The organism is Pseudomonas umsongensis (genome assembly GCF_012647205.1).
GTDB classification, from domain to species: domain Bacteria; phylum Pseudomonadota; class Gammaproteobacteria; order Pseudomonadales; family Pseudomonadaceae; genus Aquipseudomonas; species Aquipseudomonas umsongensis.
In genome coordinates this window covers 1680863-1694749 of the sequence record NZ_CP051487.1, presented here as the reverse complement: position 1 = coordinate 1694749, position 13887 = coordinate 1680863, and the positions used below count along the sequence as shown (strand labels likewise).

11 protein-coding genes are annotated in these 13887 nt (G+C 61.6%); 4 read left to right on the top strand and 7 right to left on the bottom strand.

Annotated features, from left to right (window positions below):
- Nucleotides 1-3: 3 nt before the first annotated feature.
- Complete coding sequence (gene aceK / locus HGP31_RS07680) at nucleotides 4-1722, bottom strand: bifunctional isocitrate dehydrogenase kinase/phosphatase (RefSeq protein ID WP_020797856.1); 1719 nt, start codon at nucleotides 1720-1722, stop codon at nucleotides 4-6.
- 157 nt (nucleotides 1723-1879) lie between these two features.
- Here aceK and HGP31_RS07675 point away from each other — a divergent pair, with 157 nt between their 5' ends.
- Nucleotides 1880-2767 (top strand): DMT family transporter, encoded by an 888-nt coding sequence (locus HGP31_RS07675; RefSeq protein WP_033044653.1) that lies wholly within the window; start codon nucleotides 1880-1882, stop codon nucleotides 2765-2767.
- A 109-nt stretch (nucleotides 2768-2876) separates the two neighbouring features.
- Here HGP31_RS07675 and HGP31_RS07670 read toward each other — a convergent pair whose 3' ends face one another.
- The 6 genes from HGP31_RS07670 to HGP31_RS07645 form a co-directional block, all read right to left on the bottom strand.
- A complete protein-coding gene (locus HGP31_RS07670) occupies nucleotides 2877-4457 on the bottom strand; it encodes an aldehyde dehydrogenase (NADP(+)) (RefSeq protein WP_168757405.1) in 1581 nt (526 codons plus the stop codon).
- Nucleotides 4458-4516: 59 nt separating this feature from the next.
- Nucleotides 4517-5512, bottom strand: coding sequence for an AraD1 family protein (araD1, locus tag HGP31_RS07665; protein WP_020797853.1), 996 nt, complete (start codon nucleotides 5510-5512; stop codon nucleotides 4517-4519).
- A 24-nt stretch (nucleotides 5513-5536) separates the two neighbouring features.
- Nucleotides 5537-6712: an L-rhamnonate dehydratase gene (locus tag HGP31_RS07660; RefSeq protein WP_168757404.1), complete on the bottom strand. Its 1176-nt coding sequence runs from the start codon at nucleotides 6710-6712 to the stop codon at nucleotides 5537-5539.
- 292 nt (nucleotides 6713-7004) lie between these two features.
- The gene (locus tag HGP31_RS07655) at nucleotides 7005-8009 is read right to left on the bottom strand and encodes a 4-hydroxythreonine-4-phosphate dehydrogenase PdxA (RefSeq protein ID WP_020797851.1); all 1005 of its coding nucleotides are present in this window, start codon (nucleotides 8007-8009) and stop codon (nucleotides 7005-7007) included.
- Entirely contained in the window at nucleotides 8006-8962 is a 957-nt protein-coding gene (locus tag HGP31_RS07650; protein WP_020797850.1) for an amidohydrolase family protein, read from the bottom strand. Before HGP31_RS07650 ends, HGP31_RS07655 begins: the two co-directional genes overlap by 4 nt.
- Complete coding sequence (locus HGP31_RS07645; protein WP_168757403.1) at nucleotides 8955-10277, bottom strand: MFS transporter; 1323 nt, start codon at nucleotides 10275-10277, stop codon at nucleotides 8955-8957. The genes HGP31_RS07650 and HGP31_RS07645 overlap by 8 nt, the downstream gene beginning before the upstream one ends.
- 437 nt (nucleotides 10278-10714) lie before the next feature.
- Here HGP31_RS07645 and HGP31_RS07640 point away from each other — a divergent pair, with 437 nt between their 5' ends.
- The 3 genes from HGP31_RS07640 to HGP31_RS07630 are packed head-to-tail and all read left to right on the top strand — an operon-like array spanning nucleotide 10715 to nucleotide 13841.
- Nucleotides 10715-11728 carry a Bug family tripartite tricarboxylate transporter substrate binding protein gene (locus tag HGP31_RS07640; protein WP_168757402.1) on the top strand — a complete coding sequence of 338 codons (1014 nt, stop codon included), beginning with the start codon at nucleotides 10715-10717 and terminating at the stop codon, nucleotides 11726-11728.
- A gap of 53 nt (nucleotides 11729-11781) precedes the next feature.
- On the top strand, nucleotides 11782-12315 hold the full coding sequence (locus HGP31_RS07635) for a tripartite tricarboxylate transporter TctB family protein (protein ID WP_020797846.1): 534 nt from the start codon (nucleotides 11782-11784) through the stop codon (nucleotides 12313-12315).
- Nucleotides 12312-13841: a tripartite tricarboxylate transporter permease gene (locus tag HGP31_RS07630; protein ID WP_020797845.1), complete on the top strand. Its 1530-nt coding sequence runs from the start codon at nucleotides 12312-12314 to the stop codon at nucleotides 13839-13841. Before HGP31_RS07635 ends, HGP31_RS07630 begins: the two co-directional genes overlap by 4 nt.
- The last annotated feature ends 46 nt before the right edge of the window (nucleotides 13842-13887 follow it).

Below are 13887 nucleotides of genomic sequence, written 5' to 3'. Positions count from 1 at the left end.
GGGTTACTCGTTATCGAGGCCCTTGCGCCGATACGGGAACACATCGATCACCTTGCCGGCACGGATGGCCTCTTGCAGGCTCTTCCAGTAATCGGCGTTATACAGCTCGCCGTGCAGTTGATCGAACAACTTGCGCTGGCCCGAATCGGCAAATAGAAACGGCGGGAATTCCTCAGGAAACACATCCAGCGGCCCGATCGAATACCAAGGCTCGGACGCCATCTCATCTTCCGGCGTACGCGGTTGCGGAATGTGGCGGAAGTTGGCTTCGGTCAGGAAGCAGATCTCGTCATAGTCATAAAACACCACGCGCCCATGCCGCGTGACGCCGAAGTTCTTGAGCAGCATGTCCCCGGGAAAGATGTTCGCCGCCGCCAGTTGCTTGATCGCCAGGCCGTAATCCTCCAGGGCTTCGCGCACCTGCGCCGGGTTGGCGTTCTCCAGGTACAGGTTCAGCGGCGTCATCCGCCGCTCGGTCCAGCAGTGGCGGATCAGCACCGTGTCGCCTTCCACCGACACCGTGGACGGCGCGACATCCAGCAGTTCTTCGAGGCACGCAGGGTCGAACTTGCTCAGCGGGAAACGGAAGTCGGCGAACTCCTGGGTGTCGGCCATGCGCCCGACACGGTCGACGCTTTTCACCAGCCGGTACTTCTCGATCACCGTAGCGCGGTCGACGTTTTTCGACGGTGAGAAACGGTCCTTGATGATTTTGAATACCGTGTTGAAACCCGGCAGGGTGAACACGCTCATGACCATGCCGCGCACGCCCGGCGCCATGATGAACTGGTCGTCGGTGTTGGCCAGGTGGTTGATCAGCGCGCGGTAGAACTCAGACTTGCCATGCTTGTAGAAGCCGATCGAGGTGTACAACTCGGCGACGTGCTTGCCCGGCAGGATGCGCTTGAGGAAACCGATGAACTCCGCCGGCACCGGCACATCCACCATGAAATACGAACGGGTGAAGGAAAAGATGATCGACACGTCCGCCTCGTCGGTGATCAGTGCATCGATCTGGATGCCCCGCCCCTCGAGGTGCAGAAGCGGGATCGCCAATGGCCATTGCTCATCGGCGGTGTAGATGCGCCCCACCAGGTAGGCGCCCTTGTTGCGGTAGAGCACCGAGGAAAACAGTTCGACGCTCAGTTCAGGGTCCTTGCACACCCAATCGGGCAGGTTCTCGCGCAGTTGCGCTTCAAGGCGGCGCAGGTCGCCGGGCAGGTCGGCGTAGTCCTCGCTGAAGCGATAATCGGCGAAGATGCTCGCCAGCATGCCCGCCAGCTGGCCTTGGGGCTTGTAGGTGCGGGTTTGCGCGGCGCGGGCCCGGCGCAGGCTCGGCCGTGTGGTGTGGATGAACATGCAGCCGTCGCTGATCAGGTCATGGCTGAACAGGCCGCAGAAAATCGAGTTGTACCAGGTCTCGGACAATTCATCGTCGAAGCGCAGGTCGATCAAGGTGATGTACGCGCTCTTGACCAGCGGCCAGCAACTGACGTCCAGCGTGTCGGTGTCAAAGGCGGTGTGCAATCGTGCCACTGTCTCACTGACTTTTTCTTCGTAGAGATTGATCCGCGCCGCCGACGCCGACTGCGTCTCCTGCCACCTGGCTTGCTCGAAGCGGGCCCGGGCGCCGTCGGTGATCTGGCGAAAATGCTCGCGGTAATCGTCAAAGCCATCGAGGATCAGGCGGGCGATGTCGGCGGCTGGCCATTGCTGCGGCATGGTGAGACCTCTGCGGGAATTCGTGAGCCCTGAGCTTAGCCAGTGAAGCGGGTGCAGGAGAAGTGTAATTTTGCGCGCGGGTTATTTGCCCGTTTTCCGGTTGCCATGGATCAGCCGCTCGGCAACACTCTCGTCCCGATCAAGGAAGGAGAGCAGCGTGAACCCCGTCGATATAGTCCGTTTACTGTCACTGGCGGCCATCTGGGGTGCGAGCTTTCTGTTCATGCGCATCATCGCCCCGGTGATTGGCACGATCCCTACGGCCTTTTTCCGCGTGTCGATTGCCGCTACCGGCTTGTTGCTGATCCTCGGGCTGATGCGCATCAGCTGGGATTTCAAAGGCAAGCTCAAGACTGTGATGCTGCTCGGGGTGATCAACTCCGGGATTCCAGCAACTCTGTATTCCGTGGCTGCCCAGGTGCTGCCGGCCGGGTACTCGGCGATTTTCAACGCCACCACACCACTGATGGGCGTTTTGATCGGTGGGCTGTTTTTTCATGAGAGACTCACCGCCGCCAAGCTCGGCGGGGTATTGCTTGGATTGCTTGGCGTTGGTGTGCTGACCCGCGCAGGCCCGGTCGCATTCGACCTGCAGTTGCTAATGGGCGCCCTCGCCTGCCTGCTCGCCACCACCTGTTATGGTTTCGCCGGATTCCTCGCCCGCCGCTGGCTGGATCAGGCCGGCGGCCTCGACAGCCGTTTGTCTGCGCTGGGCAGCATGCTCGGCGCCACGCTGTTCCTGTTGCCGTTGTTCGGCTACAGCGTGATCAGCCAACCGCCGGCAAGCTGGGGCGGCTGGAGTGTCTGGTTGTCGCTGCTGGGATTGGGGCTGGTGTGCACCGCGCTTGCGTACATCGTTTACTTCCGCTTGCTCAGTTCAATCGGGCCGGTGAGGTCGATGACCACGACCTTCCTGATCCCGCCGTTCGGCGTATTGTGGGGGGCGCTGTTACTGGATGAGCCATTGTCGATGGCGCATGTCTATGGCGGGGTGTTGATTGCGGCGGCGTTGTGGCTGGTGTTGAAGCCGGCCAGGACCAGGTAAGTTGCTGCGACGATGATTGTAGGAGCTGCCGCAGGCTGCGATCTTTTGATCTTGTTTTTAAAAGCAAAATCGAAAGATCGCAGCCTGCGGCAGCTCCTACAGGGGGAAATCACAACGCCAACGAACTCACCTCCCCATCCACCAACCGCCGAATCCCCAGCGGATTAGCGTTCTGCAACGCCTCGGGCAGCAACGCGTCCGGGTAGTTCTGGAAGCACACCGGGCGCAGGAAGCGGTCGATGGCCAGGGTGCCGACCGAGGTGCCGCGCGAGTCGGACGTCGCCGGATACGGCCCGCCATGCACCATCGCTTCGCACACCTCGACGCCGGTCGGATAGCCATTGAGCAGAATCCGCCCGACCTTTTCCTGCAAAATCTCCGCCAGCCAGCGGTACTGCAGCAACTCGTCAGGCTCGCCGATCAAGGTCGCCGTCAACTGCCCGCGCAGGCCCTGTAGCGCCGCCGCCAACTGCGCGCGGTCCTCGACTTCGATGACGATGGTGGTCGGCCCGAATACTTCTTCCTGAAGCAACTCATCGCCCTTGAGCAACAGGCTGACATCGGCCTTGAACACTTGCGGCTGCGCCTGATTGCCCTGTTGCGGCTTGCCCGCCAGATGAGTCAGCCCCGGATGTTCGTGCAGTTCACCCAAACCTCGGCTGTAGCTGTCCAGCCCTGCGGCATTGAGCATGGTTTGCGCAGGTTGCTGGTTCATGCTCGCGCAAAAAATTTCGAGAAAGCTGCTGAACTGCGGCGAACGCAGGCCGATGACCAGCCCTGGATTGGTACAGAACTGACCACAGCCCAGGGTCACCGAGCCGGCGAGTTGCGCCGCGATCTGCTCGCCGCGCACCGCCAGCGCCTCGGGCAGCAGGAACACCGGGTTGATGCTCGACATCTCGGCGAACACCGGAATCGGCTGTGGCCGGGTTGCGCCCATGTGGCTCAAGGCATTGCCACCTTTGAGAGAACCGGTGAAACCCACGGCCTGGATCGCCGGGTGCTTGACCAGCCACTCACCGACGCCACCGCCATAAATCATGTTGAAAACCCCGGCCGGCATTTGCGTGCGTTCGGCGGCGCGGATGATCGCGTCCGCCACCCATTCGGCGGTTGCCATGTGCCCGCTGTGGGCCTTGAACACCACCGGGCAACCGGCGGCCAGGGCCGAGGCGGTATCGCCACCGGCCGTGGAGAATGCCAACGGAAAGTTGCTCGCGCCGAACACGGCCACCGGCCCCAGGGCGATGCGGTACTGACGCAGATCCGGGCGCGGCAATGGCTGGCGCTCCGGCAGCGCCCGATCGATGCGTGCGCCGTAGAAATCACCGCGACGCAGCACCTTGGCGAACAAGCGCAACTGGCCGCTGGTGCGACCGCGTTCGCCCTGGATACGCCCGGCCGGCAACGCGGTTTCGCGGCAAACGGTGGCAACGAAATCCTCGCCCAGCGCATCGATTTCATCGGCGATGGCGTCGAGGAAGGTCGCGCGTTTTTCCGCGCTCAGGTTGCGGTATATCGGGTACGCCGCCGCGGCGGCTTTGGCGGCGGCATCCACTTCGGCTTCGGACGCCTGAAAGAAGGTGCCGGGCAACGGCTCGCCGGTGGTCGCGTCGAGACTTTGCAGTTGCAAGGTGCCGTTGGCGCTGCGGCGGCCGCCGATGTAGTTGTGGCCAAGAAATTGAGTCATGTGAGTTCCTTGATCAATGGCAGACCTTTAGGAGCCGGCTTGCCGGCTCCTACAGGGGGTCAGAGTGTGCGCACCTGACCAATAGGCAACGGCTGGGCACTTTCGCCGATGCCGTTCACCAGTGGCGCACCGAACTCATCGAGGCTGATCTGGAAGCGATCGCCCGGCTGGGTCTTGATGCTGTCGGCAAACGACAGTGTGGCGGTGCCGAAGTAGTGCACATGAACGTCACCGGGCCGCAAGAATTGTGCGTACTTGAAGTGGTGGAACTCGAGGTTGGCCAGGCTGTGGCACATGTTGTCTTCGCCGCTGAGAAATTCCTTTTCCCAGATCGTTTCGCCATTGCGCTTGATGCGGCTGGTGCCGACCAGGTGCCTGGGCAATTCACCGACGCGCAACTCGGGTCCGTAGGAGCAGCAGCGCAATTTCGAATGGGCGAGGTACAGGTAGTTACGCCGTTCCATGACATGGTCGGAGAACTCATTGCCCAAGGCATAACCGACGCGATACGGCTGGCCGTCGTCGCCGATCACGTAGAGCCCGGTCAGCTCCGGTTCTTCACCGGCGTCTTCGGCGAAGGGCGGCGCCGGGAAGTCCGCACCAGGGCGCACGACGATGCTGCCGTCGCCCTTGTAGAACCATTCCGGCTGCGCACCGACCTGTCCGGCCGCTGGCTTGCCGCCTTCCAGGCCCCATTTGAACATGCGCATGGTGTCGGTCATGCCGGCTTCGACGGCGCCCTCCTGCTGGTGCATTTTGTCCCGCGTCGAGGCGCTGCCCAGGTGGGTCAGGCCGGTGCCGCTGATCAGGCAATGGGCGGGGTCTTCGTGGTCCAGTGGTGGCAGGACCTGGCCTTGGCCCAACAGCTGTGCGTAGTCCGGGCCCGGCGCGGTGCCGCGCAAAGCGACTTCTTCTGCCAGGCTGCGTTTGGCGTGGATCGCCGCGAGTGCCAGTTCGCGGGTGCTGCGGGTGCCTTGGAGCACCTGCACTTGTGCCCCGTCGACCAGCCCGACCTGGCGTTCACCGGCCGTGTTTTCGAATTGAATCAGGCGCATGTCGTCCTCCGGTAGGTCGTGGGGTCACTCGATGATGTTGAAGTCGCTCAGGTACTCATCGGAGATTTCCAGGCCAAGACCCGGCTTGTTGTCGTCGAGCTGGATATAGCCGTTGACCGGTTGCGGCTCGCCCTTGAACACGTAGTAGAAGAGTTCGTTGCCGACCTCGACGTCGAACACCGGGAAGAACTCGGCCATCGGCGAGGCGGTGGTGGACATGGTCAGGTGATAGTTGTGCATCTGCCCGGCGTGCGGGATGACCGGTACTGACCAGGCTTCGGCCATGGCGTTGATCTTGCGCGCTGCGGTGATGCCGCCGACTCGGTTGGTGTCGTACTGGATCACGTCGACGGCGCGACGCTCGAGCAGGTCCTTGAAGCCGTAGGACGTGAATTCGTGCTCACCGCCGGAGATCGGCATGATCCCCATTTTTTTCAGCTCGATGTAGCCTTCGATGTCATCGGCGATCACCGGCTCTTCCAGCCAGCGCGGCTCGAACTCGGCCAGTTTCGGCAACATGCGACGGGCATATTCGAGGGTCCAGCCCATGTAGCATTCGAGCATGATGTCGACGTCGGGACCGGCCAGGTTACGCAAGGCGCGCACTTGTTCGATGTTCTTGCGCATGCCCGCCGGGCCGTCTTTCGGGCCGTAGCCGAAGCGCATTTTCAGCGCGGTGAAGCCTTGGTTCAGATAGCCCTGGGCTTCTTCCAGGAACAGGTCGAGGTTGTCGTTAGCGTAGAGCTTGGAGGCGTAGGTCCAGATCCTTTCCTTGGTGCGGCCGCCGAGCAGCTTGAACACCGGCTTGTTGACCGCCTTGCCCATGATGTCCCAGATGGCGATATCAATCGCCGAGATGGCCGCCATGCCGATGCCTTTGCGGCCCCAGGCGTGGCTCTGGCGGTACATCTTCTGCCAGATGTATTCGTTGTCGAACGGGTCTTCGCCAATCGCGATGGGTGCCAGGTAGGTGTCGATGATTTCCTTGGCCACCCGTGGCGCCAGGGCGCAGTTGCCGATGCCGACAAGACCGGTGTCGGTCTCGACTTCCACCACCAGCCAGCCATGAAAACGGAACGAGCCCATGGCGTCGCCGCGCTCGAACAGGATGTCGCTGGCGTTGGTGCAGAAGTGCGCTTGAGGTGGGACGACTTTGCCTTTCCACTCGAAAACGCGGGTACGGATCGCTTTGATTTTCATGAATACAGATTCCTTGCGCTGCCGGCTTCTTGTCATTGTTGTGTCGTTGCGTAGAGCCGCTGGAGAGCGGTTGTGCGCATTCGATGGAGCGACTTTAGCCAGCGCCAAGGGGCTGCGGATAATCACTTATGCGTATCCGGCGATAACCTGGGGTGATAGGAAAAAGCGGTTATCAGGTAGATCGAGTTATCAGACCAAAAACAAAAAGATCGCAGCCTTCGGCAGCTCCTACAGGATGTATGCCATCCCCTGTAGGAGCTGCCGAAGGCTGCGATCTTTTGATCTTGCCCTTTTAGTAGCTGTTGCCCCCCATCCGGCAAGCAATCTCGAATGCCTGGCGAGTCGCGCCGACATTCGCCTTGCCCTGCCCCGCGATATCGAACGCGGTGCCGTGGGCCGGTGTGGTGATGGGAATGGGCAGGCCACCCTGAACCGTGACGCCACGGGAGAAGCCCATCAACTTGATCGCGATCTGCCCTTGGTCGTGATACATCGTCACGACCGCGTCAAAGGCGCTGGCGTCGCCCTGGACCTTGAGGAAAATCGTGTCGCCCGGGTACGGTCCTTCCGCCGCGATTCCAAGCGCCTGGGCCTTGCGCACCGCTGGGCCGATGATGTCCAGTTCTTCACGGCCGAACGAGCCGTTGTCGCCGTTGTGCGGGTTCAAACCGCAGACGCCGATGCGCGGTTTTTCCAGGCCGTTGCGCTTGAGGGCGGTGTCGATCAACTGAATCGCTTCCACCACCCGCTCCTGGCTGAGCAACCCCGGCACTTCAGCCAACGCGACGTGAGAGGTCACCCGAGAAGTCCAGAGATTGTCGAGCACGTTGAACTCGCAGAATGGCCCGTGGAAATCCAGCAGCTCGGCGAACCAGTGCAGCTCATCGTTGTGGGCCATGCCGGCCATGTGCAGCGAGGTCTTGTTCAACGGCCCGAACAATATTGCGTCGGTGGTCCCGGCCTCGGTCAGGCGCAGCGCTTTTTCCAACGTGTCGAGGCTGTAGCGACCGCCAATGACGCTGGCCTCGCTGCGCGGAAATTCACCGAAGGTGTCGCCGCGAAAATCGAAGAACAACGGCGTGTCATCAACAAAAGACAGCTGCTCCAAAGACTCCACCCGACGATAGGGAAACTCCACGCCGGCGATGCGCATGCCGCGACGCATTTCCGCTTCGTCGGCAATCAGGATCACGTTGGCCTGGCCGCGCACATCGGGCTCAGCGAGCAAGCGTGCGATCAGTTCCGGGCCGATGCCCGCCGGGTCACCCAGGACCATCGCGATGGTTGTCTTGTTCATGCTTCACTCCTCAAGGATTCAGGCAGCGCCCGGTCAATGGCGCAAGGTTCGCAGCGGTAGATGCGCTGCGCGTTGCTGTAGAACAGTCGCTCCTGATCGGCCACTGGCAGATCGGCGACGATGGATTTGAAACCGCTGTAGATGTCGTCGAACGAGCCGCACAGGCTGTCCACCGGAAAATTGCTGGCAAACATCGCTCGTCGGGTGCCGAACATCGCGATGATTTCGCGCACGATCCAGGCGTTGTCGATGGTGCGCCACGCCCGGCCCGCCTGGCCCAGGCCAGAGATCTTGACCTGCACGTTCGGCCACTGCGCCAACCGCGCCATCGCTGCTCGCCATCCCGCCAAGCCTTCGGCGCTGCGATCGTTGGGCAACCCGGCGTGATTGAGAATCAGGGTGATGCCGGGGAAGTCCCGGGCCAGCCGTTCGGCCTCGGGCAGGTTCCACCAGGGCGTCTGCAAATCAAAGTGCAGGCCCAGCCCCTCCAATGCGGCGTAACTGCGCCGCCAGTGCTCGTCGCTCATCAGGCTGCGCACCCGCCCGAACTGTTCGGGTGACATCGGCCCGCCCGGTTTGTGCCGCACGCTGCGTACGCACTTGTAGGTGGCCTGCTCGGCCAGCACCGCAATGGCGTCCGGGTGGTCGAGCCAGGCTTGCGCGACGATCGCATTCGGCACCCCGTAACGGGCGGCCAGTTGTTCGATGAACCGGGTTTCGCCAATCGGGTCCTGGGGGTTCCATTCGGTCTCGACATACACCGTTTGCACCACCCGATGCTCACCGGCATCGGCGAAGTAATCCTCGGGAAAATAGCGGCGCTTGATCGCGCTGTAGTCACCGTAGCGAAACGCAATGTTGGCTTCGGGCGCCAGCCACGGATGGTCGTTGATCGTTGGGTCCCAGAAGTGATGATGGGCATCGATGATCGGTCCATTCCAACGCTCAGCCATAACGCACCTCGTCGAGACTGATGAACAGGGTCGCCAGCACAAACACGGCCGAACACGCGGCAAAGAACCCGAGCACGGGGGCGAAACCACCGCTCATTTGCAGGATCACCCCCACCAGGATCGGCACCGCGATACCGCCGGTGCTGCCGGCCATGTTCATCACGCCACCGATCAAGCCGACCCGCGCCGGTGCTGCCAGCAACGCCGGGAAGCTCCAATAGAGGCTGCCCCACATCAGGAAAAACGCGGTCATGGCCAACAGCGCCACGGCCGCAAAAGGATCGCTCAGGGTCGGCAACAGCAGGAACGCGCCGAGGGCCACCAGGCCGGAAAACGCCAGCAGGCTCTTGACCGCCACGCCGCGCCGCACGCCCTTGCGGATCAAGCCGTCGCAGAGGAAACCACCGGTCAACGAACCCAATGCGCCGCAGACGAAAATCACGAAGGTCGCCGCGCCAATGCCCTTGATATCAAAACCCCGGGCTTGCGCCAGATAGCTCGGCCCCCAGGTCAACAGGCCGAAATACACCATCGCCCAACTGGCACGACCGATCAGCAATCCGCTCAGGGAACGAGCGGCGATGCCCAGGCCCTTGACCGGTGCCCGGGTGGCTTCGGCGGCCGGCGTGGCGCGCCCGGCGTTGATTTTTTCCAGTTCCAGGGCATTGACCTGCGGGTGGCTGTTCGGGTCATCACGCAGATAACGCCGCGCCAGCCAGGCCAGCAACAGGGTCGCCACACCGGCGATCACGAAGGCCAGGCGCCAGGAGTCCAGCGAAGCGATCAGATAGGCAATGATCAACCCGCCGAGCGCCACGCCCAACGGGCTGCCGCTGTCCATCAACACCGCACCGCGGCTGCGCTCGCTGGGCGCCAGCCATGAGCAGATCAGCTTGCCGCCGGACGGAAACAACGGCGCTTCCGAGGCCCCCAGGGCCACACGGGCAAACAACAACGACAAGCCGCCAGTGGCGAACGCCGCCAGCACCTGGAACGTGCCCCACAACCCGGTGGACCAGCTGATGACCCGATGCGGTCCAAAGCGGTCGATCAACCAGCCCCCGGGAATCTGCAACAGCGCGTAGGCCCAGAAGAAGCTGCTGAGGATCAAACCCTGCATGCTTGGCGTGAGGGAAAATTCATGGGCGATGGTCGGCATGGCAATGGACAGCGACACCCGATCAATCAGATTGACCATGGTCAGCGCAAAGATGATCGCGAAGATCCGCCAACGCACATTGCTGGCTTTCGCGGCACCGGCCTGCGGGATCGCATCTGCCGTGGCCAGATGCAGGGAAGCACTGGGACGAGCCATGGTGCGTACCTCGATTTATTATTTTTGTGGATTCAAGCGTGTCGCGTCGTGGCGACCTGTGGGCACTATCGAAGGCCCGGTGATAACCGTCTAATCAAAACTTGAAATCAGGCGATAGCTTCGGGTTATGGCATGCCATGCTTTCAATGGGCTTTCAACGCACGCATGCATTTTTCTGTAGGAGCGAGCCTGCTCGCGATGGTCTTCAACGAAAACGCGTGTTTCCTGAATAAACGTGGCGCTCTTGAGTCCATCGCGAGCAGGCTCGCTCCTACAGAAATCCCCGTTCGTTTGCAGCGCTATAACCCCAGGCTATCGGTGTATGTATTGTTTTGACTAGACGCGGCGACGGCGTCTTCCCACACTCTGGCCAGGCTTGCAGCTTTCGAACGCCAACAAGTCACTCATAACAACTACAAAAACGAGGCTCTTCCATCATGCGAAATGCATTCGTCCGTCGCACATCCCGTCTGTTTCTTGGCTGCACCCTGGTCGCCGCTGGCGCCCTCCCCGCCCTGGCCCACGCCTGGCAACCGGACAAGAACGTCGAAATCGTTGTCGCCGGTGGCCCCGGTGGCGGTACCGACCAACTCGGGCGCCTGATCCAGTCGATCATCACCACGCATGAACTGCTCGACGTTAATACCATCGTCCTCAACAAGGGCGGCGGCAATGGCGCCGAAGCCTTTCTCGACATGAAGATGAACAAGGGCGATGCCGAGAAACTGGTGATCGGCACCAACAACATCTACCTGTTGCCGCTGGTGTCCAAGCTCGGCTATCAATGGCAGGAGCTGACGCCGATTGCCGCCGTGGCCGAGGATGACTTCATTCTCTGGAGCTACAAAGGCGCACCGTGGAAGGATGCGAAAAGCTTCTACGAAGCGGTCAAGGCTGACCCGTCGAACCTGCGCATGGGTGGCAGCCAGTCCAAGGACGTCGACCAGACCCTGACCCTGCTGCTGAACCAGACCAACAACAGCAAACTGGTGTACATCCCGTTCAAGAGCGGCAGCGAAGCCGCCACCCAACTGGCTGGCAAGCACATCGCCGCCAATGTCAACAACCCCAGCGAAAGCATCAGCCAATGGCGTGGCGATCAGGTCGAACCGCTCTGTGTCTTCAGCAAGGAACGCATGAGCTACACCGAGAAAGTCGCCGGAGATAAATCCTGGGCCGATGTGCCGACCTGTCACGAGCAAGGCCTGGGCATCGATCAATACCGCTTCCCGCGCACCGTGTTCATGCCCGGCGACGTTTCCGCCGAGCAACGTGCGTTCTATGTCGAGCTGATGCGTAAAGTCACCGAGACGCCGGAGTTCAAGGCCTACGTCAAGCAGAACGCCCTGGTGCCGACCTTCCTCGAGGGCGAGCCGCTGACTGCCTACATCGAAAAAGACACCGCCCGCGTCACCCCGGTATTCAAAGAAGCCGGCTGGTTGAAAAACTGACGTTGTCGCGGCCGCTCGCCTGCGGGCGGCCGTCATTTGCTGGAGGTGTCTGCATGTCCCATTCTTCGGATTCACCCGCGCTGGTCGGCACCCGTTGGGTCGAACTCGGCCTGACACTCTTCACCGCGCTGATCGGCGTAGTGGTGATGTTCGGCAGCGTCGAACAAGGTATCGGCTGGGGTGATGCCGGCCCCGAGCCGGGTTACTTCCCCTTCTACATCGGCTTGATGCTGAGCGCCGCGAGCGTGGCCAACGGCGTGTTGACCGTGGTGCGCTGGCAAGCGCTGAGCATCGCATTTGTCAGTCGCAGTGCATTCAGGCAAGTGCTGTCGGTATTCATCCCGATTGCGTTGTTCGTCGCTGCCATGCCACTGACCGGCATCTACGTCGCCTCGGCATGCTTCATCGCCTGGTTCATGTGGCGTGACAGGGTCCGCGCCAAGCCTTACGGAAAATGGATGATCGCCACGGTATCCCTCGGCGCGGTCCTGGCCAGCTACCTGATTTTCGCGCTGTGGTTCAAGGTCCCGCTGGATGCAGGCCCATTGGGCGACTGGATTGCCCTGGCCGGGAGAAACTTCAAATGAGCGAATTCGATTCCCTGTTGCAAGGCATGAACCTGATCCTGACCCCGGGCCACATCGGCCTGATGGTGATCGGCGTGCTGCTGGGCATCCTGGTCGGTGTGTTGCCCGGCCTCGGCGCCCCCAACGGCGTGGCACTGTTGCTGCCGCTGACGTTCACCATGTCGCCGGTGTCGGCAATCATCCTGCTGTCGTGCATGTATTGGGGCGCGCTGTTTGGCGGCTCGATCACCTCGATCCTGTTCAACATCCCCGGTGAACCCTCATCGGTGGCGACGACGTTCGACGGCTACCCGATGGCCCGCGAAGGTCGCGCCGCTGAAGCCCTGACCGCCGCGTTCAGCTCGGCGCTGATTGGTGCGCTGGCCGGAGTGTTGTTGCTGACGTTCCTGTCGACCAAAATCGCCGCCTTCGCCATGTCGTTCAGTTCGCCGGAGTTCTTTGCGGTGTACCTGTTGGCGTTCTGCACTTTCATCGGCATGAGCAAGAACCCGCCGCTGAAGACCGTGGTGGCGATGATGATCGGTTTCGCCATGGCGGCGGTCGGCATGGATACTGTGTCCGGCAACCTGCGGTTGACCTTTGACCAACCGATCCTGATGACCGGCATCAGCTTCGAAGTGGCGGTGATCGGCCTGTTCGGCATCGGCGAAATCCTCTGCACAGTGGAAGAAGGCCTGGTGTTCCGCGGCGAACATGCGCGCATTACCCCGATGGTGATCCTGCGCACCTGGGCCAAGCTGCCGCGCTACTGGTGGACCATTGTGCGCAGCACCCTGGTCGGTTGCTGGATGGGCATTACGCCGGGCGGCCCGACCGCCGCATCGTTCATGAGCTATAGCCTGGCGCGTCGTTTTTCGAAAAACCGCGACAACTTTGGCAAGGGTGAACTCGAAGGCGTGATCGCCCCGGAAACCGCCGACCACGCGGCCGGCACCAGTGCCTTGCTGCCGATGCTGACCCTGGGTATTCCCGGTTCAGCCACCGCTGCGGTGATGCTCGGCGGTTTGATGATCTGGGGCCTGCACCCTGGGCCAACGCTATTTGTCGAGCAGCATGACTTCGTTTGGGGCCTGATCGCCAGCATGTACCTGGGCAACGTGGTGAGCCTGATCGTGGTGTTGGCCACCGTGCCGTTGTTCGCCTCGATCCTGCGCATTCCGTTCTCGATCATCGCGCCGATCATCATCATGGTCTGCGCCATCGGTGCCTACTCGGTGCACAACTCGTTCTTCGACGTGGTGCTGATGCTCGGGTTCGGCGCGCTGGGATATCTGTTCAAGAAACTTGGCTACCCGATCGCGCCGCTGGTATTGGCGGCCGTGCTGGGCGATAAGGCTGAAGATGCTTTCCGTCAGTCGATGCTGTTCTCTGACGGGCACCTGGGGATTTTCTGGTCCAACCCATTGGTGGGTAGCCTGACCACGGCGGCGTTGTTGATGCTGTTCTGGCCGTTGATTTCCAAGGCGCTGCAAACCCTGATGGGCCTGCGCAAACCCCAGGTCGCCAAGGCAAAATCGGTGCTGTGACACTGCAATGCTGGCAACGCCTGACATTTGTTGTCAGGCTTGCCAC